General features: G+C 70.3%; 24 protein-coding genes and 2 tRNA genes. 9 read left to right on the top strand and 17 right to left on the bottom strand.

Annotated elements, in window-relative coordinates:
• The gene (locus L6E10_RS06595) at positions 1–1,725 is read left to right on the top strand and encodes a hypothetical protein (RefSeq protein ID WP_236217817.1); all 1,725 of its coding nucleotides are present in this window, start codon (positions 1–3) and stop codon (positions 1,723–1,725) included.
• A gap of 18 nt (positions 1,726–1,743) precedes the next feature.
• Positions 1,744–2,928, top strand: coding sequence for a thiolase family protein (locus L6E10_RS06590; RefSeq protein ID WP_236217815.1), 1,185 nt, complete (start codon positions 1,744–1,746; stop codon positions 2,926–2,928).
• Here L6E10_RS06590 and L6E10_RS06585 read toward each other — a convergent pair.
• The gene (locus L6E10_RS06585; RefSeq protein WP_236217812.1) at positions 2,925–3,638 is read right to left on the bottom strand and encodes a helix-turn-helix domain-containing protein; all 714 of its coding nucleotides are present in this window, start codon (positions 3,636–3,638) and stop codon (positions 2,925–2,927) included. The genes L6E10_RS06590 and L6E10_RS06585 overlap by 4 nt on opposite strands.
• Positions 3,639–3,825: 187 nt before the next feature.
• On the opposite strand from L6E10_RS06585, the gene L6E10_RS06580 reads away from it, so the two are divergent.
• Entirely contained in the window at positions 3,826–4,425 is a 600-nt protein-coding gene (locus tag L6E10_RS06580) for a DUF4097 family beta strand repeat-containing protein (protein WP_236217810.1), read from the top strand.
• Between the two features lie 25 nt (positions 4,426–4,450).
• Entirely contained in the window at positions 4,451–6,550 is a 2,100-nt protein-coding gene (locus L6E10_RS06575; protein WP_236217809.1) for a DPP IV N-terminal domain-containing protein, read from the top strand.
• Between the two features lie 147 nt (positions 6,551–6,697).
• On the opposite strand, the gene L6E10_RS06570 is transcribed toward L6E10_RS06575, so the two are convergent.
• The 3 genes from L6E10_RS06570 to L6E10_RS06560 form a co-directional block, all read right to left on the bottom strand.
• Entirely contained in the window at positions 6,698–7,528 is an 831-nt protein-coding gene (locus L6E10_RS06570) for a DUF5753 domain-containing protein (protein WP_236217806.1), read from the bottom strand.
• Positions 7,529–7,611: 83 nt separating this feature from the next.
• On the bottom strand, positions 7,612–8,250 hold the full coding sequence (locus tag L6E10_RS06565) for a putative glycolipid-binding domain-containing protein (protein WP_236217804.1): 639 nt from the start codon (positions 8,248–8,250) through the stop codon (positions 7,612–7,614).
• Positions 8,251–8,421 carry an antitoxin gene (locus L6E10_RS06560; protein ID WP_236217802.1) on the bottom strand — a complete coding sequence of 57 codons (171 nt, stop codon included), beginning with the start codon at positions 8,419–8,421 and terminating at the stop codon, positions 8,251–8,253. It lies immediately after the preceding gene.
• A gap of 188 nt (positions 8,422–8,609) precedes the next feature.
• Between L6E10_RS06560 and L6E10_RS06555 the strand changes: the two genes are divergently transcribed.
• Positions 8,610–9,923 carry a BNR-4 repeat-containing protein gene (locus L6E10_RS06555; protein ID WP_236217800.1) on the top strand — a complete coding sequence of 438 codons (1,314 nt, stop codon included), beginning with the start codon at positions 8,610–8,612 and terminating at the stop codon, positions 9,921–9,923.
• Between the two features lie 78 nt (positions 9,924–10,001).
• Here L6E10_RS06555 and L6E10_RS06550 read toward each other — a convergent pair whose 3' ends face one another.
• Positions 10,002–11,213: a thioester domain-containing protein gene (locus L6E10_RS06550; protein WP_236217798.1), complete on the bottom strand. Its 1,212-nt coding sequence runs from the start codon at positions 11,211–11,213 to the stop codon at positions 10,002–10,004.
• A 310-nt stretch (positions 11,214–11,523) separates the two neighbouring features.
• Complete coding sequence (locus L6E10_RS06545) at positions 11,524–12,729, bottom strand: DNA cytosine methyltransferase (RefSeq protein ID WP_236217796.1); 1,206 nt, start codon at positions 12,727–12,729, stop codon at positions 11,524–11,526.
• A gap of 62 nt (positions 12,730–12,791) precedes the next feature.
• On the opposite strand from L6E10_RS06545, the gene L6E10_RS06540 reads away from it, so the two are divergent.
• Positions 12,792–13,556 (top strand): hypothetical protein, encoded by a 765-nt coding sequence (locus L6E10_RS06540; protein ID WP_236217795.1) that lies wholly within the window; start codon positions 12,792–12,794, stop codon positions 13,554–13,556.
• 6 nt (positions 13,557–13,562) lie between these two features.
• Here L6E10_RS06540 and L6E10_RS06535 read toward each other — a convergent pair whose 3' ends face one another.
• Entirely contained in the window at positions 13,563–14,816 is a 1,254-nt protein-coding gene (locus L6E10_RS06535) for a hypothetical protein (protein ID WP_236217793.1), read from the bottom strand.
• Positions 14,817–14,834: 18 nt separating this feature from the next.
• Between L6E10_RS06535 and L6E10_RS06530 the strand changes: the two genes are divergently transcribed.
• Positions 14,835–15,053 (top strand): hypothetical protein, encoded by a 219-nt coding sequence (locus L6E10_RS06530; protein ID WP_236217792.1) that lies wholly within the window; start codon positions 14,835–14,837, stop codon positions 15,051–15,053.
• Positions 15,054–15,169: 116 nt separating this feature from the next.
• Here the strand turns inward: L6E10_RS06530 and L6E10_RS06525 are convergent, their stop codons facing one another.
• Positions 15,170–15,385 (bottom strand): hypothetical protein, encoded by a 216-nt coding sequence (locus L6E10_RS06525; RefSeq protein ID WP_236217790.1) that lies wholly within the window; start codon positions 15,383–15,385, stop codon positions 15,170–15,172.
• Positions 15,386–15,451: 66 nt separating this feature from the next.
• Between L6E10_RS06525 and L6E10_RS06520 the strand changes: the two genes are divergently transcribed.
• Entirely contained in the window at positions 15,452–16,309 is an 858-nt protein-coding gene (locus L6E10_RS06520) for an NAD-dependent epimerase/dehydratase family protein (protein ID WP_236217788.1), read from the top strand.
• On the opposite strand, the gene L6E10_RS06515 is transcribed toward L6E10_RS06520, so the two are convergent.
• Entirely contained in the window at positions 16,254–17,165 is a 912-nt protein-coding gene (locus tag L6E10_RS06515; protein ID WP_236217786.1) for a ribonuclease Z, read from the bottom strand. The genes L6E10_RS06520 and L6E10_RS06515 overlap by 56 nt on opposite strands.
• Before the next feature lie 23 nt (positions 17,166–17,188).
• Here L6E10_RS06515 and L6E10_RS06510 point away from each other — a divergent pair, with 23 nt between their 5' ends.
• Positions 17,189–18,013, top strand: coding sequence for a serine hydrolase (locus L6E10_RS06510; RefSeq protein WP_236217784.1), 825 nt, complete (start codon positions 17,189–17,191; stop codon positions 18,011–18,013).
• Here the strand turns inward: L6E10_RS06510 and L6E10_RS06505 are convergent.
• The 8 genes from L6E10_RS06505 to L6E10_RS06470 form a co-directional block, all read right to left on the bottom strand.
• Positions 17,997–18,323: a hypothetical protein gene (locus L6E10_RS06505; RefSeq protein WP_090097679.1), complete on the bottom strand. Its 327-nt coding sequence runs from the start codon at positions 18,321–18,323 to the stop codon at positions 17,997–17,999. The two genes, L6E10_RS06510 and L6E10_RS06505, sit on opposite strands and share 17 nt — an antisense overlap.
• Before the next feature lie 55 nt (positions 18,324–18,378).
• A complete protein-coding gene (locus L6E10_RS06500) occupies positions 18,379–18,528 on the bottom strand; it encodes a hypothetical protein (RefSeq protein ID WP_236217782.1) in 150 nt (49 codons plus the stop codon).
• 100 nt (positions 18,529–18,628) lie between these two features.
• Positions 18,629–19,708: an NAD-dependent epimerase/dehydratase family protein gene (locus tag L6E10_RS06495; protein ID WP_236217780.1), complete on the bottom strand. Its 1,080-nt coding sequence runs from the start codon at positions 19,706–19,708 to the stop codon at positions 18,629–18,631.
• Between the two features lie 46 nt (positions 19,709–19,754).
• Entirely contained in the window at positions 19,755–20,489 is a 735-nt protein-coding gene (locus tag L6E10_RS06490; RefSeq protein ID WP_236217778.1) for a DUF1990 family protein, read from the bottom strand.
• 227 nt (positions 20,490–20,716) lie between these two features.
• Positions 20,717–20,789 (bottom strand) — tRNA-Arg (locus L6E10_RS06485).
• Between the two features lie 42 nt (positions 20,790–20,831).
• Positions 20,832–20,921: transfer RNA gene (locus L6E10_RS06480), tRNA-Ser, on the bottom strand.
• 155 nt (positions 20,922–21,076) lie between these two features.
• Positions 21,077–23,023, bottom strand: coding sequence for an acetoacetate--CoA ligase (locus L6E10_RS06475; protein WP_236217776.1), 1,947 nt, complete (start codon positions 23,021–23,023; stop codon positions 21,077–21,079).
• Between the two features lie 76 nt (positions 23,024–23,099).
• Positions 23,100–23,855 carry an ESX secretion-associated protein EspG gene (locus tag L6E10_RS06470; RefSeq protein WP_236217773.1) on the bottom strand — a complete coding sequence of 252 codons (756 nt, stop codon included), beginning with the start codon at positions 23,853–23,855 and terminating at the stop codon, positions 23,100–23,102.
• Between the last annotated feature and the right edge of the window lie 131 nt (positions 23,856–23,986).

Here is a 23,986-nt window from a genome sequence, read left to right as displayed (position 1 = left end):
ATGAAGCGGGTCGCCTTCGCTGTCGCGGGCCTCGCGCTGGTGGCGGGCGTGCTCGTGCTGCGCGACACCGGCGGGAGCGACTCGACCCTGCCCACCGCTCCCCCGCCGCCGACGAAGCTCAGGGCGTACGCGGCGGAGCAGGTGCTGGTGTCGGGCCCGCAGGGCCGTCCGGGCACGCCCTCGAAAGTGGTCGCGCGCGCCGGCCACCACCGGATCCAGCTCACCTGGTCCGGCGACGCGCCCGCGTACGAGGTGCGGTGGGGCGAGAAGACCAAGCTCGTCACGCGGCCGGGCACGCAGCTCAACGGCCTGGCGAACGACCGCGAGCAGGAGGTCGAGATCCGCGCGGTCGACTCCTTCGGCCAGCGGTCGCAGCCCGCGAGGACCAGGGCGACCCCGCGCGCGGACAACGCCCCGTACACGTTCGTCGACCGGTTCGACAGCCCCGCCGAACCCGACCCGCGGCGGTGGCGGCTCTCCAAGCGCACCGACTGCGCCCGCGCCACCTCGGGCGACGGGGAAGACCACGACCGGCTCGTGGTCGGCAGCAGCTGCGGCACCCGCGCCGTGACGCTGAGGGCGCGCACGCCGTTCGTCCGCGGTGACGACGAGAGCCGGCTCGTGGTCGAGACCGACGCTCCGAGCACCGGCGGCAAGCTGCTGCTCGACCTAGTGCCCGGCCCGGTCAGCGTCCAGGGCGACCCGGTGCCGCCGAACACCGTCCGCGCCACGGTCTCGACCGACGTCGCCGGCAACTCGGTCGTCGAACTGGTGCCGAACGGCGCCGCCGCCAAGCCGCTCCCGCCCGCGCTGCCGGGCGTGACCGTGCGCTGGGAGGTCGTGCTGACCTCCGCGGGCGTCCAGGTCGTGCGCGACGGTGACGTCGTCGCCACCTCGTCGTTCGTGCCGCAGTGGCGTGAGGCGACGGCGCTGGTCGGCTTCGCGGCGCTCGCGGGCGACCGGATCCGCGCGGGCGTCGACCTGATCGGCTACCGGACCGCCAGGGCCGACGCCCCGCCCACGGGCCCGACGCCGCAGGTGCGCGTGGACGGCCCGGCGAGCACCGGCGCGAGCCCCCTGGCGGGCGTCACCGCGGGTCAGCTGCGCCTCGCGCTCATCCCGTCCCGCGAAGGCGCGCCCGTCCCGGCGGTGAGGGTCAACGGCGTCGAGGTGCCGATCAGGCCGGCGGTCGAGGGCACGCCGTGGAAGCCCGGCGCGGAGTACCCGGCCGTCGCCGACCTGCCGCGGGAGGCGTTCACCGACACCGTGGACGTGCGGCTGGTGACGCAGGAGCGCATCCAGGTCACCCACACCGACGTCGAGCTGACCGGCCCGCAGGGCATCGCCCAGCGCGAGGACTCGACCCCTCTGGTCGACGCGAAACCGGCGCTCGCCGATCCCGTCCCCGAGGTCCTGGACGCCGGTGGGCAGCCCATCGGGAACGGTGCCGCGTTCAACCGGGGCCGCGTGGTGCTGGAGGTCCGCGTCAACGCCCTGGACGCGACCGTGGCGGGCCTCGCCGGGTTCGAGGTCAGGCTCGACGGCACGCACATCGCCACCGTCCCCACCACGGCCGACGGTCCCGCCGCCGCGGGCCGGTGGCGGATCTCCCTCAACACGGCGGCGCTGAGCCCCGGCGCCCACGCGGTCGAGGTGAAGGCGTTCAGCACCGATCAAGGAGTGCACCCCGAAACGGGTTACATTCCTTTTTTGCTCAAGCCCTGATTGGCCCAAGATGGGGGCATGGCTCGCGCATTGATCATCGACGCCGCCCGCACGCCGTTCGGCAGGTACCGCGGAGGCCTCTCCGGCATCCGCGTGGACGACCTCGCCGCGCTGCCGATCGTCGACCTGCTGCGCCGCTACCCGTCGCTCGACCTGGCCCGCATCGACGACGTGCTGCTGGGTGACGCGAACGGCGCCGGCGAGGACAACCGCAACGTGGCCCGCATGGCCGCGCTGCTGGCGGGACTGCCGGTCTCCGTGCCGGGCGTGACGCTGAACCGGCTGTGCGCCTCGGGCGGGGAGTCGATCATCCAGGCCGCCCGCGCGCTGATCACCGGGGACGCGGACCTGGTCGTCGCGGGCGGTGTCGAGGGGATGTCGCGGGCGCCGTTCGTGACGGCCCGCCCGGACAAGGCGTTCCCGGACCGCCTGGAGACCGTCTCGACGGCGCTCGGCTGGCGGCTCGTGAACCCGCGCATGCCCAAGCACTACACCGTTCCGCTGGGACTGGCCGCCGAGAAGGTGGCCCACGAGCTGGGGATCACGCGCGAGCAGATGGACAACTTCGCGCTGCGCTCGCACCGCCGCGCCGCGGCAGCGTGGGACGCGGGCGTGCACGAGGGTTTCGCATTTCCCGTGCAGCTGCCGGACGGGACGGCGGTCAGGCGCGACGAGAACGTCCGCGCGGACACGAGCATCGAGAAGCTCGCGAAGCTCAAGCCGGCGTTCTCGGAGAACGGGTCGGTGACAGCGGGCAACGCGTCACCGATGAACGACGGCGCCTTGGCCGCCCTGCTCGGCACGGAGGCGATCGCGGCGGAGCTGGGCGTCGAGCCGCTGGGCGAGGTGCTGGGCAGCGCGACGACCGGCGAGGAGCCGCACCGGTTCACGGTCGCGCCCGTCCCGGCGATCCGGAAGTTGTTGCGGCGCCTGCACCTCGACGCCGAGCAGGTCGACCTCTGGGAGATCAACGAGGCGTTCGCCGCGATGGCGTTGTCGGTCGTGCACCACCTCCCCGGGATCGACAGGGAGAAGGTCAACGTGCACGGCGGCGCCATCGCCTACGGGCACCCGCTCGGCGCCTCGATGCCGCGCGTGATCATCGACCTGTGCCGCCACCTGCGGGCGCGCGGTGGCGGTGTGGGCATCGCGGCGGCGTGCGTCGGCGTCGGCCAGGGCGTGGCGGTCGCGGTCCGCGTCTAGGGCTTGGTGTGCAGGACGTCCCGCGCCTGTTCGGCGGCGCGGGTGATGGCCTCGCTGACGAAGTCGAGGAACCGCGCGATGTTCTCCAGCCGGACGGCCGCGGGCGTGCCGGGGCCGAGGCTGCTGACGCCGTGGCGCGCGGCCCCGGCGAGCGTCGTCGTGCCCTGCGCGCTCGCGATCATCGACCGGTACCAGATGTCGCCCTCGTCGACGACGTAGCGCTCGCGGCGGCGTTCGTCGCGCACGCGGCCGATCAGGCCCTGGCCCTCCAGGTACGCCACGGCCTTCGAGACCGAGGCCGGGCTGACCTGCAGGTGCGACACCAGTTCCTGCGCGGTCATGCTGCCGGAGTCGGTGGCGTAGAGGCTGGCGAGCGTCCGCGCCGTCATCCTGGGCAGGCCCTGGCCCATGAAGATGCCCGAGAACACCTCCTCGAACTCCCGCACGGCCTCCGGGTCGCGCCCGTCGGTGCGTTCGGCGGCCCGGCGGCCCTTCGGTGACGCCGGCTTGCGGCGCTGTGCCCGGCGTTCGGTGGAGAGCTGGGCGATGTCGGGCTTGTAGCCCGCGGGACCTCCGTTGCGCAGGACCTCGCGGGTGATCGTCGAGGTGGGCCGGCCGAGGCCCCGCGCGATCTCCGCGTACGCGAGGCCGTCGGCGAGGCCGAGGGCGATCTGACGGCGTTCCTGCTGGGTGAGCCGGCCTCCTGGCATGCCGCGAGCATAGCCTTCACCTTCAGTTCATTGCAACAAGCGTTGCGTTAGATTCAGATGCGGTTGCAACGATTTTGGTGGTTTGATCTGCGATTACTCGACTTCTACGCAACGAAGTTGTTGGCCGAATATGGAAACGCAACGTAGCTTTTCCCTCATCGGAAACAACGAGCCACAGGAGCCAGAGATGCAGACCTTCGCCACCACCGCCCCGATCGCCGCCCTGCTCGACCTCCCCGCCGGGCGCGTCCAGTTCATCGCCTCCGACCGCGCCGACGCCGCCGTCGAGGTCCTGCCGGTCGACGCCTCGAAGAGCCGCGACGTGAAGGCCGCCGAGAAGGTCTCGGTCGCGTTCGCCGACGGGGTCCTGCGCATCGAGGCCGATTCCGGCGGCAAGCTCCTCGGGTCGTCCGGCGCGGTCGAGATCACCGTCCAGCTGCCCGCCGGGTCGCGGGTCGAGGCCAAGGCCGCGAGCGCGGAGTTCCGCGGCGTCGGCCGGCTCGGTGACATCGCCTTCGAGGCCGCGCAGAGCGACATCAAGATCGACGAGGCCGCGCACGTCCGGCTGTCGACGCAGGCCAGCGACGTGACCATCGGCCGCCTCACCGGTTCGGCCGAGATCACCACGCTCAAGGGCCACATCACGGTCGCCACCGACCGCTCCGCCTCGCTCGACGCCGGCACCACCTGCGGCCGCATCACCAACTCGCTGCGCAACGACGGCTCGGACGCGGTGACCATCCGCGCCACCACGTCGTACGGCGACATCACCGCCCGCGGCCTCTGACCACTCGACCTCTGGGGAGACCACCATGACCACCGACGCCGCTTACCGAGCCGCAGAACAACTCCTCCGCCGCCCCGCCGCCCCCGGCGAGCTCGTCGTCGGCGACCGGGTCCGTCCACAGTGGATCGAGGACGGCCGCCGGTTCTGGTACCAGGTCCGCGACGGCGCTTCCCGCCGGTTCGTGGTGGTCGACCCGGCCGCGGGCACCCGCACGCCGGACTTCGACCCGACGCCGTTCATCGCGGCACCGGGCAACCCCCTGGAGGTCGCGTCGCCGGACGGCGAGGCCGCCGTCTCCCGCCGAGGTCACGACCTGTGGGCACGTTCCGGCGACCGCGAGTGGGCGCTGACCACCGACGGCGTTCCCGGCCTGGGCTACGGCTACGGCCCGGACTCCACGAGCTACGGCACGCTGATGCGCAAGTTCGGTCTGCCGCACCTGCCGCCCGCCCTGGCGTGGTCCCCGGACTCGTCCAAGGTCCTCGCCCACCGCACCGACCAGCGCGACGTCCGCAAGACCCACCTGGTCGAGTCACGCCCGGCCGGTGGCGGCGGCCCGGTCACCCACACCCAGCACTACGCCTACCCCGGCGACCCCTCCGTGCCGCTCGCCGAACTGGTCGTGTTCGACGTGGAGGCCGGCACGACGGTCTTCGCGGCGGCCGAACCGCTGCTGATGCCGGAGTTCTCGCCGGTCACGGCGGGCTGGGCGTGGTGGTCGGAGGACAGCACGGCCGTCTACTTCCTGTCCCGCCCCCGCGACCAGCGCACCCTGACGTTGAACCGCATGGACTCCGTCACGGGCGAGGTGCGCGTCGTGGTGACCGAGACGGGAACGGGCCGCACGAGCCCCAACCAGTTCATGTACGGCCCGCCGCTGGTGCGGGTCGTCGGTGACGAGGTGCTGTGGTTCTCGCAACGCGACGGCTGGGGTCACCTCTACCGCTACGACCTGCACACCGGCGAGTCGCTGGGCCAGGTCACGTCGGGCGAGTGGCTGGTCCGCGAAATCCTGCACGTCGCCGACGGGGTCGTCCACTTCACCGCGTCGGGCTTGGTGGCCGAGGACCCGTACCGCCGCACCGTCTGCCGGGTTTCTTTGGACGGCACCGGTTTCACCGTCGTCACGGACGACTCCTCGGACCACGTCGTCACGGTGTCCCCGTGCGGCTCGTACTTCGTCGACTCGGCATCCACTGTGGACACCCCTCCGGTGACGACCGTGCGTTCGTGGACGGGCGAAGTGCTGGTGTCACTGGAAGTTGCCGACATCAGCCGTCTGGTCGCGACGGGCTGGACCGCGCCGGAACGCTTCCGCGTCAAGGCGGCCGACGGCGTCACGGACGTCTACGGCGTGCTCTACAAGCCACACGACTTCGACCCGTCTTCACGCTATCCCGTGGTGGACAACGTCTACCCCGGCCCGCAGGTCACGAGGGTCGACCCGTGCTTCGACCCCGGCGGCATGGGCCTCGACGCGGAACCGTTGGCAGCACTCGGTTTCGTCGTGGTGGCCCTCGACGGACGCGGCACCCCGGGCCGTTCGGCGGAGTTCCTCGCGGGAAACCTCGCCGACGCGGGCGGCCTGGTCGACCACGTGGCGGCACTGCACCAGCTGGCGTCGTCACGGCCGTGGATGGACCTGGGACGAGTGGGCGTGATGGGCCACTCCGGCGGTGGCTTCGCGGCAGGACGGGCGGTGCTCGCCTTCCCGGAGACCTACCGCGCCGGCGTCGCCCTGTCAGGTTCGCACGACGCCCGGTACATCGGCCTCGGCTGGGCGGAGAACGTCGACGGCGCCGACAACCCGGAGGCCTGGCAGCGCGCCTCGAACGTCGAGATCGCGGACCAGCTGCGGGGCAAGCTCCTGCTGGTGCACGGCGAGCTGGACGACACCGTGCACCCGGACCACTCGCTGGCACTGGCGGACGCGGTGATCGCGGCCGGCAAGGACTGCGAGGTGGTGGTCGTGCCGGGGTGCGAGCACCTGTTCATCGACCGGATGACGTACGTGCGCACCAAGGCCTGGGACTTCCTGGTCCGCACGCTGATGGGGGTCGAGCCGCCCGCGTACCGGCCGGCGCCGATCCTGATCGACCCGGAGGTGCTGGGAGAAATGCTCTAGCTCGATCGGTGCATCGCCGGCCGTCCTTTGCCGCCACCGGCAGGGGCGGTCGGCGCGTGCTTGGCCCGGAATCGATACAGGCTGGACGGCCCCCAGGGGGACGCGCGCCCCCACTCCAATCGTCTCAAGCAGGTCTGACAGTTCGGCTCACGCCAAAAGGTCGGCGATCAACTCCCGAGACTCGACCTCGTCCAGGGCTTCCCGGGAAAGCTGCGCCAGCACGAGGTCGTAAGCGGCGACGGAACCCTTGTCCTCGACGACCAGGCCCGGATCGGCGGTCTCCGCGAACACCGCTGGCTCGTGCTTCTCGTACCTCAGCTGCGTGAACGAACCGCCGAGGCCGCCGTGCGCACCGATCCTGGTTGGCACGACCCGCATGGTCACGTAGGGACGCACCAGCATCGCGAGCAGGTGGCGCAGCTGCTCCCTCATCACGGCAGGGCCGCCGACCGGAAGCCGAAGCGCCTGTTCGTGGATGTAGAAGGTGAACTCACGGCTGCGGTGGAAGACAGATCTCCGCCCGGCCTTCGCCGCGACCACCTCATCGAGGTAGTCCGGTTTCACCAGCGGGGTGGCCGCCACGACGGCGCGGATGTACGGATCGATCTGCAGCAGGCCGGGAACCAAGGTCGCCGACCACACGAAGATCTTGGTGGCGAGGCGCTCCTGCTCGGCCAAGGTGCAGATCTGGCCTGGCAGTCCGGCTTCGTAGAACTGGAGGAAGCCCTTCTCGCGCGTCTCCTTGAACAGCGCGAGCAACCGCCGGAGCTCCCCCGCTTCCGTCCGGCACAGGCCGAGCAGCGTCGCCACCTCGACCTCGGTGACCCCGCCCTTGCCCTTGACCAGGTCCGAGACCTTGGCCTCTTCCCAGTCGAGCAGCTCCGCGATCCGCCGCTGCGTCATCCCGGTGGACTGGATGGCATCGCGGACGCCATCACCGAACGAGCGGCCGACCACGCTCGAGAACCGTTTCGGCATGGTCGGACGCTAGAGGGCCGCGCCAGGTCGCTTCCACCGCCGGACGGGGACTCGCCACGAAGGAAGTACTTCTTGGACGGGCTCTAAATCCGCTTCGAGATCAGCGGGTACTCGACGACCAACCCGTTGGCGTCGACCTTGATGTTCTGCTCGAAGCCGCCGCTCTTGAACCGCACGACCGAGACGTCGTCGGCCACGGACACCGTCTTGTACGTCTGGGTGACGGCGCGGACGGACAGGTCGGGCAGCGACACCCGGACCACGGGCAGGGCGTGCTCGCCCGGTTCGCGGTGCAGGCCCAGGCGGCGGATCGGGATGGCGTTGAACAGCACGGCGAACTGGACGTCGACGTCGAGGGCGTCGTTGAACGTCTCGCGCTTGCTGCCCTGGCCGTGGTCGACGAGCCAGGCGCCGTCCTCGGTGCGGGAGAGGGAGCACTGGCGCTCCTCCAGCACGGTGGCCGTGCGCAGGAGCAGCCTGGTGACCTGGCCGCTCTCGCCGACGGACACCTCGAACGAGGCGTTGAACTGCTCGTCGGGGCCGGCGGCGACGAGACGACCGGAGGCGCGCAGGCGCTGGTCGCTCGACATGAGCAGGCGGACCTGCTCGAGCCGCGGCTCGTGGATGCCCTGCCAGGTGAACATCTCCGGCTTGCGGGCAGAAGTGGAGCGGGTCTCCCCGGAGGTGACCCGCCCGGCGTCAGTGGCGTTGGAGGAGTTCACTCATCCACCTGGAAGGATGTCCTTGAGCTTCTGGGCTACCGAGTCGACCTGCTCTTCGTGACCGAACTTGCCCGCGAGGAAGTCCGCCGCGGCGTCCACGCCCTTGTCGACCTGCTCGTGGTGCTGCTCGGCGAGGTCCATGGCCTTGCTCTTGATCTCGTCGAAGTTCATGTGGTGCTCCTTCGTCCCTGACGCAGGGTACCCGAGCAGGCCCCGCGTGGTGATAGCCGCGATCACGCTTCTTCCGCCTGGACAGGCCGGCTCGGCGACGACGAAGATGTGCCCTGCCGCCGCCTGGGTCGGCCGCCGACGCGGTCAGAACCAGGAGGAAGTCGATGACACGGCTCCTGCGTGGAGTTATGTCCGCAGTGCTGCTGTTGCCGCTCGTCGCTGTCCCCCCGGCCAACGCCACGGCCGGTTCGCGGGGGAAAGCGGAGTTCACGGTGACGACCACGGCCACGAACGTCGCCGCTCGCAGTGACCGGCGGCCCGTCGCCGGCGGGGTGCACGACCGCAAGGCCGGGAAGACCTTCATCTCGTGGGCCGGTCGGCACGAGGACAGCTACGTCCAGACGTACGACCACCGCGAGTCCGCTTGGTCCGCGCCCAACCGGATCGCCGACGGCGACTCCGACGCGCACAACTACCCGACCGTGGTCCAGGCCCGCGACGGGCACCTGCTGGTCTTCCGCGGCATGCACAACGTCGAGCTGCGCATGTCCCGTTCGCCGGAGCCCCACTCTGCGGACGGCGTCTGGGAAGAGACGCTGATCTCGAAGAACGCGGCCACGTACCCGATGCCGTTCGTCACGCGCGACGGCACGATCTACGTCTTCTACCGGGAGACGACCCGCGACCTCGACGGCACGACGCCCACGGACACGCGTCCGATGCTGTACGTCGTGTCGAACGACAACGGCAGGACGTGGAAAACCTCCACCGAACTGACCGGTGACCGGTTCGCGATCGGGTCGACCTCGCGCGCGGACAACATGAACGAGATCTACATCGGCCAGCTCCGCCAGGAGGACGACGGCCGCGTGCGGATCGTCTACACGCTCGCGGGCGGCGGTCCCGAGGGCAACAAGCACGACCGGTACCACCGCAACATCTACTACACGTGGTTCGACCCGCGGACCCGGCACTTCCACTCGGCGTCCGGCCGCGATCTGGGCACCCAGGTCGACGACGCCGACCAGGAGGCGCACCTCAAGGTCGCCGAGACCCCGCTGACCGTGCCGAACGGCGTGAAGTCCCCGGACTACATCCAGCAGGTGGGCACGACGCTGGGCAAGCCGTTCGTGCTGTGGTTCACGGGCGACGAGGCGGGCGGGCCGCTGCGCAACCACCTGTCCACGTGGAACGGTCGCGCGTGGGAGACCAAGGAGGTCGCACGGGGTCTGCGCACCCGTGAGGCCGAACCGGTCGACCCGATCACCTGGCGCGTGTACGCGACCGAGGACGGCAAGCCGAACGTGAACACCTACCTGGTGCGGTTCGGTCGCCACTGGACGCCGGAGACCGTCATCCCGACGGCCAAGCCGGTGCAGCGCGTCGAGGTCGTGGAGAACTTCCGCGACCCGGCCCGCGCGATCTTCTCCGGAGCGTCGTCCGACCGGGACGTGGCCATCGCCGACGGCGACATCAGCGTGGCGGGCACCAGCCGCCGCTGACCGGGTCCGGACAAGGCAAACGCCCCCTGCTCCGGCGCGGAACCAGGGGGCGTTCGTCTGGGTGGCGGCTACCTCAGATCAGGCGCCGGCCTTCTTGCGACGGACCGCGAACAGCGCAGCCGCACCGCCGCCGACGAGGACCAGACCGCCGATGAGCGGCCACAGGATCGACGCACCGGTCTGGGCGAGGTCCTCGCCACCACCGGGAGCCGGGGCGGCCGGCGTGGTGGAGGTGGTGCTCGGAGTGGTGGTCTCCGGCGCCGTGGTGGTGGTCGGGGCCGTGGTCGTGGTCGGAGCCGTGGTCGTGGTGGTCGGCACGACGCCGGCCTTCCAGTCGGCCTTGGCCTCCTTCTCGACCTTGGCCTTCTGCGGCTGCGCGACGACGAGCGACTGCGCCACGTCTTCCTTGTCCTTGTTGTGCGCGACGAACAGGCGGCCGATCGCGAGCTCGGCCTCGGCCGAGAGCTTGATCGCGGCGTTGCCGGCCGGGGCCTTCTCCGGGACGTTCACGAAGAACTCGGAGACCTTGTCGCCCGTGGACTTGGCGGCGACCTTGTCACCCTGCTTCTGCAGGGCGAGCGGCGTGCCGTCCTTGTCGGTGAGGGTGACGCCCTCGGGGAGGTTCGCGGTCAGCTTGACCTCGGAAGCCGTGGTCGTGACCTTGAACGGGCCGATCTTCTCGCCGGACTTGCCGGACTTCGAGGCGGGCTCGATCTCCAGCGTCGGCTTCGGCTGCTCCTTGATCTCGTTCGCCGCGGCGTCCTTCACCAGGCGCTCGTACAGCTTGACGACGTCGGCGTTCGTCTTGTTGCTGTCGAGCTCGGCCTCATCGGTGAAGTGCCAGATCGCGGCCTGCGTGGCGGCGATCGTCTCCTTCTTGTCGAACTGCTTGCCGAACTTCGCCTGGACCTTGTCCATGGGCTGTCCGGGGTAGGAGTTCGTGAGGATCCACAGGACCTTGCCCGCGTTGACCTTGAACTTGGTCTTCGGGTTCGGGTGCTTGTCCCACGGCACCTCCTTGAGGGCGTCCCGGTCCTCGAGCGGCGTCGGCAGCTCCACGCAGTAGGTGAGGACGTTCGAACGCTCGGCGTCGTCCTCGATGCGCAGCTTGATCACCGCGGTGTTCTGGCGGTGGTGGTGGTCGCCGTTGATGAGGTGGACGTCGTGGCCGTCCTCCTGGCCGCCGCGGTCCGGCTTGATGATCACGTCAGCGTGGGCCGGAAGGGCCGAGAACGACAGAAGGGCGGTGGCGCCGAGCAGCGCCGCGCCCATCCTCAACCGGGAAGCCATGGGTCTCCTTGCTCACTGAAGTTAGCCCGAACGCGGCGGGAAGTCAGTCATCCGTCGGGGCGGTCGGCACGTCGGACGTCGACACTGAACCGACAGGAAGCGAGCGGGACGTTATCCGATGGGGTGACACACGTACGGGTGAGGTATGGAGTCCCACAACACCCACCGTGAACAGCGCAAACACACTCAGGGTGTCCACAGTGGATAGGGCTGCGATGCATTCATTCCGTCAGGTGACGTTAAATTCGTTGCCGAACAGTTATCTGTCCACGCGTCCCGCTACGGATGAACGCCACGAGCGGTTCAACGCTCAGGCAACCAATTCCACAACTTCTGCCGGACGAATGTCTCCCGGACGCAGTGAAGTGCCGCGCAGGCACATGTCCCGCGGCTCGGGGCGGTCACCGGTGAGAATCCACCGCGTGAGTCCGGCCAGCTGGTAGGCGATCAGCGGCGGAACGGCGTCGCCCACGTGCCGGTACGCGTTCCCGAGAATCGAGACGTCGAACCTGAACTGGCGTGGAAACCCTTGCAGGAGCGCCATCTCGCGCACGGTGCAGAGCCGGTGCTGGACCGGGTGGGCATAGCGCCCGTTCCCGACGTGACCGCATTCCCTCTTGATCGTCCTGGCCGGTTCGTCCCACCACATCCGGCCGTAGACGTCCGGGTGCGAACCCCAGTTCTGCTGCTCGACGATCTTGCGTTGCGCGGGGTTCAGCAACCGGGCCGTCTCCGGTGACCGGAGCAGATCAGCCCACGATCCGCCATTTGCCGGAATGGCGCGCATTCTTTCGAGACTGCGGTCCTGCGAGAAAGTCGGCGAGACGTGAATGGGGTCGTCCGGGTCCGCGGCCCCGGGCTCCACGACCGGGAGCTTGCCGATCGCGCGCCGGACCGTGATGGCGGACGGGCGGACGACCCTGCCCTCCCACAGGTCGTCGAGCGTGAGCAGCGGCAGCCCTCCGTCGACGGCGACCATCAGCGTCCGCTCGCGCAGCTGCGGCAGGCCGAACCGGGACAGCATGTGCGTGCCGCCCCAGACCTTGTAACCGATTCGGGTGAGTTCTTCGGCGAGGCTGTCGAAGTGGTGGCGCTGCTTGCCCTTGACGAGCTCGCGGGCGTTCTCCATCAGCACGACCTTCGGGCGCAGCTCCTGCGCGTACACCGCGATCCGGCCCACGAGGGAGTTGCGCGGGTCGTCGCGCAGGTGGTTCTGCGAGGTGATCCGGCTGAAGCCCGAGCACGGCGGGCACGCCAGCAGCACGTCCAGTTCGCCGCGCCGCAGACCCCAGACCTCGCGCAACGCCGCGGGCGAGACCCTCGCGAGGTCGACCTCCAGCGGGTCGACGCCGATGTTGGCGCGGTACGTGTCGTTGCAGCGCAACGAACCGAGCTTCGAGCTGGGCTTGCCGATCTGCGCGTCGGCGGCACCGACGACCCGGAAGTCGCGGTGGGCGTGGAAGCCGTAGCTCATGCCGCCCGCACCCGAGAAGAGGTCGGCCACCGAGAAGGACACGGCGAGATCGTACGGGCGAGGCGCCGAGGCGCTTTCCCTGACATCCCGTACCTTTCCCGCCTATGGAGCTGCCGCGTGCCTGGCAACGGCCTGACCCGTTGCGCGGACTCGACAGGATTTCCTGGAGCGAGGTCTACGACGGCCGGGGTGGCGCCGGTCGCGTGCCCCGTCTGCTGCGCTCCCTGGTGGACCCCGCCGCCGACGTCCGGCTGGAGGCGTTCAGCTCGCTCGCCGACCGGCTGCTGACCGACGACACGGTCTCCGAGGCGTCGTTCTGCGCCGTGCCGTTCCTGGTGGAGCTGGGGGCCTCGTACAAGGTCGCCGGCGACGTGCGGGACCGGGTGGTCTTCCTGCTGGCCGCCATCGCGCTGGCGGGCAAGGGGTACACAGAGGACGGACGGCGCACGCACCGCCGCTGGAACGCCCTCGGCCGCGAACTGCCCCGCACCGCACCGGACTGGCTGACGCAGACCCGGCACGCCGTCGCCCAGGGCGCGCCGAAGATCTTCGAGGCGCTCGCGTCCGAACGGGTCGCGTGCCTGGTCGCCCTCGCCTGCGCGGTGCCCGGGAGGCTGCCCGCGTTCGTGCACGGGCTCATGCAGGAGATGACGGACCTGCCGGGCGAGGAGATGCTCGCCGACGCCGCCGAGATCGCCGTGGCGCTGCTGAAGGGAACACCCGAGCTGCTCGGCCCGGACGTGCCGCGGCCGAAGGTGCTCGGCGAAGGGCTGGTGCGCCCGGCGCACCAGCCCCGTGAGGTCGCCGCCGCCCTGATGGGCTACCGGTTCGCCCTCATCTCCGCGTACGGCGACGAGGGCGCCTGGTAGGCCTCTCTAGGCGATCACGGCCTCTTCGAAGGTCTCCTCGGCCTGGACGCTGTCCTCGACCGCGATGGCGGGCTCCAGGGCACCGAGGCCCGTCCCCCACTCCTGGTCCGCCAGCGCGAACGCCGCGACCGTCAGCGCCGCCACGGGAGCGCCCACGGGCATGTTCTCCCGGTGCAGGTCGAGGTCCAGCCTGCCGCCGATCGGCGACGGGCTGAGCCGCAGCGTCGCGTGCGCGGGCTCCTCGGGGTGCGCGAGGCGGCACGCCCAGCCGGTGAAGATCACCCGGCGCTCGTCCACCTCGGTCGGCTGCACGGCCCGCACGTTGGCGCCCACGGCACCGGCGCGGTGGTTGTCCGCCGCCTGCAGGACGAGCTCCTCGAACTCCATCGAGGAGATGCCGAGGTCCCAGCCGGCGACCAGGGCGACCTGCACGAGCGCGAGCGGCAGCGTCGGGACGGCGTCCTCGAAGCAGACCATCGCGCCGCCGTAGCGGGTGTTGATCTCGGTCGGCAGGAAGCCGTCCTCGGTCGCGATGCCGTCGAGCGTGAACGTGCCGCGGTAGCCGACGGTCTCGCGCAGGTGCTCGCCGACGCGGCGGGCCAGGTTGCGCATCTCGTCGCGGATCCACACGGGCGGGTCGTAGTACGACGCGCAGCCCGCGTAGAGGAACTTGGCCTGGCCCTGGCGGCGCGGCACGACCATCTCGATCGGGCGCAGCACCGCGGTGCCGTCGGGGAAGACGATGCCGTGCACGCTCACCGGAATGCCTTCCAGGAACGGCATGACGCGGACCTGCTCGCACTTGGGCGCGAGCACGTCGAAGGCCTGCTTGGCCTCCTCGTACGACCGCACGCGGCGCACGAAGTTGGCACCGCCGTTGATCGCCGGGCCGTCACCGGACCAGACGACGCCCGCGCCGCGGTCCAGGATCTCCGAGGCGCCCCAGAGGCGTTCGAAGTCGAGGTCGAACACCATCGCGGGCGCGCGGCGGGCGCTGAGCTCGTCCCAGAGCGCGTCGATCGTGGTCTTGTTCTCGAGCTCGACCCACGAGTGCTGCCGGGCGTTGATCACCGGGCGGCCCTGGAAGGTGCCGATCTCGTTGTAGGGCGTGCTGATCACGACCGCTTCGCCGTCGGCGTCGAAGTCCCGCAGGATCTCCCTCACCTCGGCGCCCGGCTTGGTCAGCAGCTTGCCCAGGCGGCGCTGTTCGACGGCGACGAAGCCGCCCTTGATGCCCAGCGAGACCCATCGGGCGATCACGGAATCATGCAGCGGGGCATGATCGTCGGTATCGAGCACGAGCGTATGGCGAGCGCCGAGCGTATGGAGCTCCTGGGCGCGCTTGGCCAGACGCGTGCCACCGGCCAGCACGACGAGCCGGTCACCGAACAACCTGCCGAGGCGCTCGTTGAGCGCTGCGAGAACATGATTCATCGCCGAGAACCCGCTTTGAGAGAAGCAGAAGGATGCGACCGGCGATCGCCGGGTGACGCGTAGCGTAGAGCCACCCGGTACGTGTGTCGAAGCACGGTCCGGCAACAGCCGGATGAATCTTGCGGCGGGCCTGTCGGCGCGAGTCCCGCGGCAGGTGGATCAGCGGGCGAACTCGCTGATCAGAGGGCGCGCGACGCGTCCCGGAGAACCTGGTCGACCCGGTTGAGGAAGCTGCGCCTGGGGTTGATCGAGGGCAGCGGTGCCGTGAGTCCGGCGGGGGCGGGCTGAGGCGCGGGTGCGGCTCCCACGATGTCAGCCACGTTGCGCAGGAACTCCTGCCGCTTGAACTCGTGCACGGCGTGGTCGTGCAGAAGCTCGGCGATGCTCGTGTGCACAGCGCGATGGGGGTAACTCACTCGTGTGTTATCGGCCGAGTCAACATCGACCTTTAGGGTCAACTCGTGCGAGTTCTGGTGACCGGTGCCACTGGCTATGTCGGTCGTGCCGTGGTGCGTGAGCTGCAGATTCACGGCCACGAGCCTGTTCCGTCCCGTCAACGCCTCTCCGAGCCGTTCGAGTTGCACGACGTGGACGCCGTCATCCACCTGGCGGCCGCGGCCCGCGTCCGGGAGTCGTTCCTCGACCCGCTGCCCTACTGGGAGACGAACGTGGGCGGGACGCTCAACCTGCTCAAAGCCCTGCGGGGCCAGCGGTTCCTGCTCGCCTCGACGGGCACCGTCTACCGGCCGTCACAGGCCCCGCTGACCGAGGAGTCCGTCCGCGAACCCTCTTCCCCGTACGCCGCTTCGAAAGCAGCCGCCGAAGACCTCGTGGCGTGGACGGCGCGGTCGGGACGGATCGGCGCGACCACTCTCCGCTTGTTCAACGTCGCTGGAGGTGGTGACACGGACACCAGTCGGGTGATCACGCGCGCCGTGGCGTGCGCCGCCGGGACCGTGCCGGGCATGGAGGTCTACGGCGACGGCACGGCCGTACGCGACTTCGTGCACGTGCGCGACGTTGCTGCTGCTTTCGTCGTGGCTCTGGAGGCCTGCACCGTGGGCACGTCGTCGGTCTACAACGTCGGCGCCACCGCGGCCTCGGTGCAGGACGTGCTGTCGGCGGTCGCGGAGGTCACCGGCCGGCCCGTGCACGTCGACTGGAAGCCCGCGCACGCCGGCGAGGTCCGCGCGCAGCGGGCCGACGCCTCGAAGCTGCGCGCGCTGGGCTGGGAGCCGAGGTCGTCCTCGCTGACCGAGATCGTCACCGACCAGTGGCGCGCTTCGGCACCGGCACCCGGTCCAGGTCCTTCGCGATGACGATCTCGCCGTCGAACTCCGCGGCGGCCTCCGCGTGGAACTCGGCAGGGTCGTCGTAGCGCTGGGAGAAGTGCGTGAGGACCAGCTTGCGCACCCGGCAGTCCCTGGCGACGCGGGCGGCCTGCTGGGCGGTGAGGTGGCCGTGGTCCCCGGCGAGCTTGGTGTCGCGCGCGAGGTACGTCGACTCGATGACGAGCATGTCGGCGTTGTCCGCGAGCTCGTAGACGTTGTCGCAGAGCCTGGTGTCCATGACGAACGCGAACCGCTGGCCCTTCCGCGGCTCGCTGACGTCCTCCAGCCTGACGCCGTCGAGCTCGCCCTGCGTCTGGAGCGTGCGCACCGCCGGGCCCTGGATGCCGTGTTCCCTCAGCTTCTCGGGCAGCATGCGGTGGCCGTCCGGCTCGACCAGGCGGTAGCCGAAGCTGTCGATGCCGTGGTCGAGCGCGAAGGCCTCGAGCCTGCCGAACCTCCCCTCGGCCTGGAGACCGTCGCGTTCGACCGGCTCCTCCGAGATGTCCGCGGCGTCGTAGAAGGCGCTGGCGTACCGGAGGCGTTCGAAGAAGTGCGCGCCCGACTTCGGGAAGTGGGCGTGGACGGTGTGCGGGACCCGGTCCAGGGACAGCCGCTGGACGATGCCGGGGACGCCCAGGCAGTGGTCGCCGTGGAAGTGCGTGATGCAGAGCCGGGTGATGTCGCTCGCAGCCGCGCCCGACCTGAGCAGCTGCCGCTGGCTGCCGTCGCCCGGGTCGAACAGGAAGCCCTCGCCGTCCCACCTCAGCAGATAGCCGTTGTGGTTGCGCTGGCGCGTGGGCACCTGGCTGGCCGTTCCCAGGACGATCAGTTCCCGGACTGTCACACCCTGACGTTAACGTCTGTCCCATGCAGAGCGTCGAAGTGGCAGCGTCGTGGCCCGTCGAGAACGTGGCGGTGGCCGTCGTGTCGTCCCCGGACGGCGTGGTCGGCGCACTGGGCGACCAGGAGCGCGTGTTCCCGCTCGCCTCGGTGACGAAGCTGCTGACGTCGTACGCCGTCCTGGTCGCCGTCGAGGAGGGCGCGGTCGAGTGGGACCAGCCCTGCGGCCCCGCCGGCTCGACCGTGCGGCACCTGATCGCGCACACCGCCGGCTACGCGTTCGACAGGCCCGAGGTGCAGGCCGCTCCCGGCACCCGCCGCATCTACTCGAACGCGGGCTTCGACGTGCTGGCGTCATTCGTGGGCGAGGCGTGCGAAATGCCGTTCGCGACTTATCTGCACGAAGCCGTTTTCGCGCCTTTGGGCATGAAATCCTCGGCCCTGGTCGGCTCGGCGGGCGCCGGCGCCGAATCCTCCGCGGCCGATCTCGCACTTTTCGCCGCGGAACTGCTTTCCCCCCGGCTGGTCTCGCCCGAGCTGGTCACCGAGGCTACGTCGGTCGTCTTCCCGGGCCTGAACGGCGTCCTGCCCGGCTACGGAATGCAGAAGCCGAACGACTGGGGTCTCGGTTTCGAGATCCGTTCCACGAAATCGCCGCACTGGACGGGGAACTCGTTCTCCCCGCGCACCTTCGGCCACTTCGGCCAGTCCGGCACGTTCCTGTGGGTCGACCCGGAGATCTCCGCAGCCTGCGTCGCCCTGACCGACCTGCGCTTCGGCCCGTGGGCGGTCGAGGCGTGGACGCCGTTCTCCGACGGCGTCCGCGCGGAACTGGTCAGTCGGCGAGCCTGAGAGCGAGCTGCCGCAGGATCTCCTGCACGTCGGCGTCCTCGTAGTCGTTCTCGTACGCCTGCGCCACCCCGTGGAAGGCGTACAGCAGGCCGGCGGTGAACCACCCGAACTGCGACAACACCTGGTCCATCGCCTGCTTGAGAGCCTGCGCACCGGCCTCGTTCAGCTCGCCGTCGACCTTGACCTCGTAGCTGAACACGCCCTCCTGCAACGACTTGAGGGCCATGCGCAGGTAGTCGTTCGACCCGGCGCCGTCGTAGGTGAGCGTGAGGACGCCGAGCGCCCGCTGCATGATCTCCCGCTGGTCCACGCCGCCACTCTGCCTCGTGGGCGTGGCCGCGTCACCTCCCGACACCCCAACGGCGTCAGTCGAAGTCGTACACCGTGGTCGGGATGTCCCGCACGAGCAGCGCCTTCGCGACGAGCGGCTCGACCAGCTCCCACCTGCCGCCGGCGAGCCCGCACCCGATGCGGGCACAAGCCCGAAGTCGTTCTCCGCCCGGTCCCGGTGCCACTCGCGCTACGCCCGTTCCGGCGCGCGCCACCGCCGTGACACGGCGACCACGAACCCTTGCCCTCCCTCGACGAGGCAGGGAGTCGACTGGTTTTACGAGGTCACGGGCTCGTGAGACGCACCCGTCGCCGGGAGCCGGAGGCCGTCGGCTCGGTCTTGAAGCGGTCGCGGCGCAGCACGGGACTGGGCAGCGCGGTCGCGTCGGCGATGCCGCCGATCTGTTCGCGCGCGCACTCCGCGCTGGTCTTCCGCGGCGCCCAGCCGAGCTCCTCGCGGGCTCGGGTGGTGTCGATGAGCGGAGACTTCGTGCCGACGTCGAACCACCCCGGCGACATGTGCAGGGCGCGCAGCCTCCACAACGCGCTGACCACCGCCTTCACCGCCCGCACGGGCACGGGCACGGCCCGCGCGCCGGCAGCGGCGGCGAGGTCATCCAGCTCCAACGCGTCGGCGGCGACGTTGAACGGCCCGCGTGCGCGCCTGTGCAGGATTCGCACGATCGCGTCACCGACGTCGTCGGCGTGCACCAGCTGCACCCTCAGCGGCGAAGGCAACGGCAGCAGCGGCAGCCGTCCGCGACGCATCAGGCCGAACACCTGCCGGGGCACCACCGGGTCGAGGAACAGCGCCAGGAAGCTCGCCGAGGCGCCGGCCTGGGCCACCAGCGCGGGCCGCACGACCGCCACCGCGATGTCCGGGTTCTCCGCGGCGAACCGCGCCACCTCGGCCTCGACCTCGGACTTGCCCTCCCCGTACGCCGAACCGGCGATTCCCGTGGTCGGCGCCTCCTCGGAGACGGTCGAAGCCGGCGCGGACCCGTAGGCCGCGATCGACGACGCGTGCACGACGTGCGGGACACCGGCACGCCGAGCCGCCCTGAGCACCGCCGCGGTGCCCTTGAAGTTCGTGCGCTGCAACCGCGCCCCGTCCCGGACGGGCTGGAACATCCACGCCAGGTGCACCACCGCGTCGGCGCCCCGCATGACGTCCTCGAGGACGTCCGGCGCGTCATCAGCCGCCAGATCGCACGCCTGCCACGTCACCGAGTCGTACGGCGCCACGGCCGGCGGTGGACGCCGGCACACGCCGACGATCTCGTGGTCGGGGCTGTCCGCCGCCAGAGCGCGGACCAGACCGGTGCCGACGTTCCCCGACGCCCCGGTGATCACAACCTTCACCATCGACCTCTTCTCGCATTGGTCCCCCGTTCCGGGCCGTGTACCCGGGCTAGGGGGCGGTATGCGTTCGGTCGGGGTCCCTCGCACCGTCGAGAACAGCGATGGCCCAGAACGGTTCCTTGCCCGAACCGATGCCGCGAGGCACCTCGACGACGTCCTCGGTGCCCGTCCGGGTGTCGGTGACCTCGGGTTGCTGAGCGAGCCGACGCAGGTTCTCCCCGACGGACCGGTAGAACCGGTGCTGCGCTCGCCGGCCGAAAACCGACCAGCCCAGCCTGATGAGCGGATGCGCGCGCGGGTTGACCTGGTTGTAGCTGTTCACCTCCAGCGTCACCAGACCGGACTCGAGCTCCTTGACGACCCGGTAGTCGACCCGCCCGCGCTCGATGTGCCCCTGCAGCGTCTCGTAGCTCCAGCCCCACGAGTAGCGCACACCGTCCTCGTCGAACCCGGTCTCGGTGATCCGCACCCCCATCACGAACCGCGCCAGGGCGAACCGGCCCACCAGCAGCAGGTCCTTGCCGAGCAACGGCGCCTCGCGCAGGTAGTGGGCGCGCAACAGCTCGGCGGGCGTGAAGGCGTACGCCGCCACCTCCTTGTAGGCGTGCCACCACACCGAGCCCTCCTGCGGACGGCCCGGCGGGTCGGTGCCCAGCACGAACCGGTGGTGGTCGAAGTGCCACTCGGATCCGCGGATCTCGTCCACGTCGTAGTTGACGGCTCTGTCGTGGAGCTGGGTGACGGCTTCGTGGACCGGGAGCTTGTCCGCCCGCATGATGCGCATCCGGGCGGATACCCCGGGACGGCCGGTTGATCCGGCGACGGCGGGTCCCGTTGCTGCACGGGGCTGGGATGCCTTCAACTCGCGCAGACGACGGCTCGCTGCGATCGCGGTGCGAACTGTGAGGTCGCTCTCACAAGTCCAGCACCCGGCTGCTGAAGTCTGAGGACGAGAAAAACGCTCCACCACGACAAATCCCGCCGGACTGATGTCCGGCGGGATTTGTGGAGCGCGCTCGACAGGATTCGAACCTGTAACCTTCTGATCCGTAGTCAGATGCTCTATCCGTTGAGCTACGAGCGCAAGCTATTCAATTGTAACCGATCCCCTAGAGGCTCGGCCTTGCGGAGGCTCCGGGATTTGAACCCGGGATGGGGGGTTACCCCAAACCGCATTAGCAGTGCGGCGCCATAGACCAGACTAGGCGAAGCCTCCCGGGACCATCCTTGGCCACGGGACATAGGTTACACAGGTCCTCAACCGACTTGCAAAACGCCCCCCTCCTAACCCGAAACGTGCTGGTCAGAGCATGTTCAGAGGGCCGGAAGAGGGCGTTAAACGCCTGGTCGGCGCGAACGGAGTGACCTAGATCATTCCGAGGCGAGTTCCAGGAAGGGCCTGAGGGACTCCGGATTGCGCAGCGCGCCCCTGCTCACGGCCTTGTCGGGGTCGGCGCCGGCGAGGATCTTCTTGACCGGGACCTCGCACTTCTTGCCGTTCAGGGTCCTCGGGATCTCGGCCACGGCCACGAAGCGGTTCGGGACGTGGCGCGGGGACAGGGACGAGCGGAGTTCGCTGCGCAGCAACGGTTCCACGTCGGCCAGGGAGACGCCGTCGAGGACGACGAAGCACAGCAGCTCGCCCTCGGTGACGCCGGAGGTGTCGATCACGAGGGAGTCGACCACGCCGTCGACGCCTTCCACGACGCGGTAGAACTCCGAGGTGCCCATGCGGACGCCGCCGCGGTTCAGGGTCGAGTCGGAGCGGCCGTAGATCACCGCGGAGCCTCGCGGGGTGATGCGGATCCAGTCGCCGTGGCGCCAGATGCCGGGGTACGTGTCGAAGTACGCGTCGCGCAGCCGGGAGCCGTCGTCGTCGCCCCAGAAGAAGACCGGCATGGACGGCATCGGCTTGGTGATCACGAGTTCGCCGACCTCGTCCTCCAGGGCCCGGCCGGCTTCGTCGTAGGCGTGGACCGCGGCGCCCAGGGCCCGGCAGGAGAGCTCGCCGAGCCAGACCGGGCGGTCCGGGGAGGCGGCCACGAAGGCCGTGCAGAGGTCGGTGCCGCCGGAGACCGAGGCGATCTGGACGTCGTCGCCCACGGCGGAGGCGATCCAGCGGAAGCCTTCCGGCGTCAGGGGGGCGCCGGTCGAGCCGACGACGCGCAGGCCCGTCAGGTCGTAGGTGGACGACGGCTCGAGGCCCTCCTTCAGGCACGACTGGACGTACGGGGCCGAGGTGCCGAAGTAGGTGACGCGGTGCTGTTCTGCCAAGTGCCATAACGCGTTCAACGACGGGTAGGCCGGGCTGCCGTCGTACAGGACGATGGTGGTGCCGACCATCAGGGCGCCCACCAGGTAGTTCCACATCATCCAGCCGGTGGTGGTGAACCAGAAGAAGCGGTCGCCGGGGCCGAGGTCGCTGTGCAGGCCGAGCATCTTCAGGTGTTCCAGGACGATGCCGCCGTGGCCCTGGACGATGCCCTTGGGCAGGCCCGTGGTGCCGGACGAGTAGAGCACCCACAGCGGGTGGTCGAACGGCACCGGCGTGAACTCCAGCGGAGCGCCCTCGTGCGCGGCCAGCAGCTCGGAGAACGACAGGGTGTCCGGCAGGGTGGCGCCGTTGTCGAGGTAGTCGATCAGGACCGTGGCGCGCAGGCCCGGCAGCTGCGAGCGGATCTCCTCGACGACCGGGCGGCAGTCGAACGACCGTCCGTTGTAGACGTAGCCGGAGACGGCGACGAACACGACGGGCTCGATCTGGGTGAAGCGGTCGGCCACGGCCCGTGCGCCGAAGTCCGGCGAGCACGACGACCACGTGGCGCCGAGCGAGGCGGCCGCCAGGAAGGCGATCAGGGCCTCGGGGGCGTTCGGGACGAGTGCCACCACCCGGTCGCCCTGAGAGACGCCCTGGGCGGCCAACGCGGCCCGGAAAGCGGCCACGCGTAAACGCAGCGCACCGAACGTCAAAGAAGAAGCGATGCCGTCTTCGCGATGGAAGATCACGGCGAGGTCGTCGTCGGCACCACGGCGCAACGCGTGCTCGGCGTAGTTGAGCGTGCTGCCGGGGAACCACCGGGCGCCCGGCATGTCCGCGGAGCCCAGCACGCGCTCGGGGGCCGAGTGGAACCGGACGTCGAAGTACGAAGCCACGGCGCCCCAGAACCCCTCGAGGTCGGAGACGGACCACTCCCACAGCGACTCGTAGTCGGGGAAGTCGTGGCCGCGTTCGGAGCGCAGCCACGTCCGGAAGGCGGTCATCCCGTTGTCCCTCGTGGGGTCGGGGCGCCACAGCAGTTCGACGTCGGTGTCGGTCATGCCCCAATGTCTAATCGAGGCACAACCGCACGTCCATGTGTGATTGGCGGACTTGCGCGAGCCCGCCGGTGTGGACCTACGCGGCGGTGATCAACTCGTCGACGGCGGTGGTCAGCCGTGCCGCGTCCGCCGGGGCCAGCACGAGCCAGCCGTCCTGCTTGCGCAGGAGGTACCGGCCCTCCCGCGTGTCGAGCCACGACACCGAACGACCGGTTGGGCGCGGCACGCCGTCGCGGTTGCGGGCGGTCAGGCCGAGCTCTCCGCCGCCGATGCGGGACGTGACGATGCGCATCAGGTTGTGCGCCTCGGGCTCGCGGATGCCGGCGTCGCGCAGGACGTCGAGGAACGCCTGCTTGCCCTCCTGCTCCCCCGCCCGGCCCGCGCGCACGTAGTCGTCCCAGCGGACGTTGACCGAACGGCCGGTCCCCGGCGCGAGGCCCGGCAACGACGACACCGTGGCCGCGGCCAGCGCGTTCGCCCGGAACGGGTAGAGGTGCACCTGGTCGTTCACGCGGGCGGCGAAGGCACCGCCCCAGCCCGCGCAGGCGATGCCGCGGGCCAGTTCGGTGCCTTTGAAGTACGCGATCTCCAATGCGCGGTCGAACTCGCCCAGGCCGCTGACCAGTGCCCTCAGGTCGGGGTCGGGACGCTGGATCGTGCCCAGACGACGAGCGTGCAGCGTCCGGGAGCTCTCCTCGACGAGGCGCTGCCGCGCCGCCCGGGTCGCCCCGACGTGGGGCGTTCCGAGCGGCACGACGCGGTCCTCGCCGTGCACGGCCTGCCACAGCAGGAAGAACTCCTGCGAGCTCACCGTGAACTGGCGTTCGTTCACTGACCGATCACCGGCGGGGCCGCCTTGCGGTCCAGGCCGAAGACGTTGTCGTCCTCTTCCAGGTAGCTCGCGGCCTTGTGCTCCCGCGAGTCGTCGCGGCCGCCCGCCGCGGGGGCACCGGCGGCCATCGG

Origin of the sequence: Lentzea sp. CC55 (genome assembly GCF_021056325.1) — a bacterium.
In the GTDB taxonomy this organism is placed as follows: domain Bacteria; phylum Actinomycetota; class Actinomycetes; order Mycobacteriales; family Pseudonocardiaceae; genus Lentzea; species Lentzea jiangxiensis.
The sequence above is the reverse complement of the archived record's forward strand: the minus strand, read 5'-3'. Positions and strand labels throughout refer to the sequence as shown.

Coding starts and splice junctions, on each gene's coding strand:
- L6E10_RS06475 (WP_236217776.1), bottom strand. CDS start 23,023: ATGACCGACACCGACGTCGAACTGCTGTGGCGCCCCGACCCCACGAGG.
- L6E10_RS06555 (WP_236217800.1), top strand. CDS start 8,610: ATGTCCGCAGTGCTGCTGTTGCCGCTCGTCGCTGTCCCCCCGGCCAAC.
- L6E10_RS06570 (WP_236217806.1), bottom strand. CDS start 7,528: ATGCCGAAACGGTTCTCGAGCGTGGTCGGCCGCTCGTTCGGTGATGGC.
- L6E10_RS06510 (WP_236217784.1), top strand. CDS start 17,189: ATGCAGAGCGTCGAAGTGGCAGCGTCGTGGCCCGTCGAGAACGTGGCG.
- L6E10_RS06540 (WP_236217795.1), top strand. CDS start 12,792: ATGGAGCTGCCGCGTGCCTGGCAACGGCCTGACCCGTTGCGCGGACTC.
- L6E10_RS06590 (WP_236217815.1), top strand. CDS start 1,744: ATGGCTCGCGCATTGATCATCGACGCCGCCCGCACGCCGTTCGGCAGG.
- L6E10_RS06560 (WP_236217802.1), bottom strand. CDS start 8,421: ATGAACTTCGACGAGATCAAGAGCAAGGCCATGGACCTCGCCGAGCAG.
- L6E10_RS06495 (WP_236217780.1), bottom strand. CDS start 19,708: ATGGTGAAGGTTGTGATCACCGGGGCGTCGGGGAACGTCGGCACCGGT.
- L6E10_RS06585 (WP_236217812.1), bottom strand. CDS start 3,638: ATGCCAGGAGGCCGGCTCACCCAGCAGGAACGCCGTCAGATCGCCCTC.
- L6E10_RS06575 (WP_236217809.1), top strand. CDS start 4,451: ATGACCACCGACGCCGCTTACCGAGCCGCAGAACAACTCCTCCGCCGC.
- L6E10_RS06580 (WP_236217810.1), top strand. CDS start 3,826: ATGCAGACCTTCGCCACCACCGCCCCGATCGCCGCCCTGCTCGACCTC.
- L6E10_RS06530 (WP_236217792.1), top strand. CDS start 14,835: ATGATCGTCGGTATCGAGCACGAGCGTATGGCGAGCGCCGAGCGTATG.
- L6E10_RS06490 (WP_236217778.1), bottom strand. CDS start 20,489: ATGCGCATCATGCGGGCGGACAAGCTCCCGGTCCACGAAGCCGTCACC.
- L6E10_RS06550 (WP_236217798.1), bottom strand. CDS start 11,213: ATGGCTTCCCGGTTGAGGATGGGCGCGGCGCTGCTCGGCGCCACCGCC.
- L6E10_RS06595 (WP_236217817.1), top strand. CDS start 1: ATGAAGCGGGTCGCCTTCGCTGTCGCGGGCCTCGCGCTGGTGGCGGGC.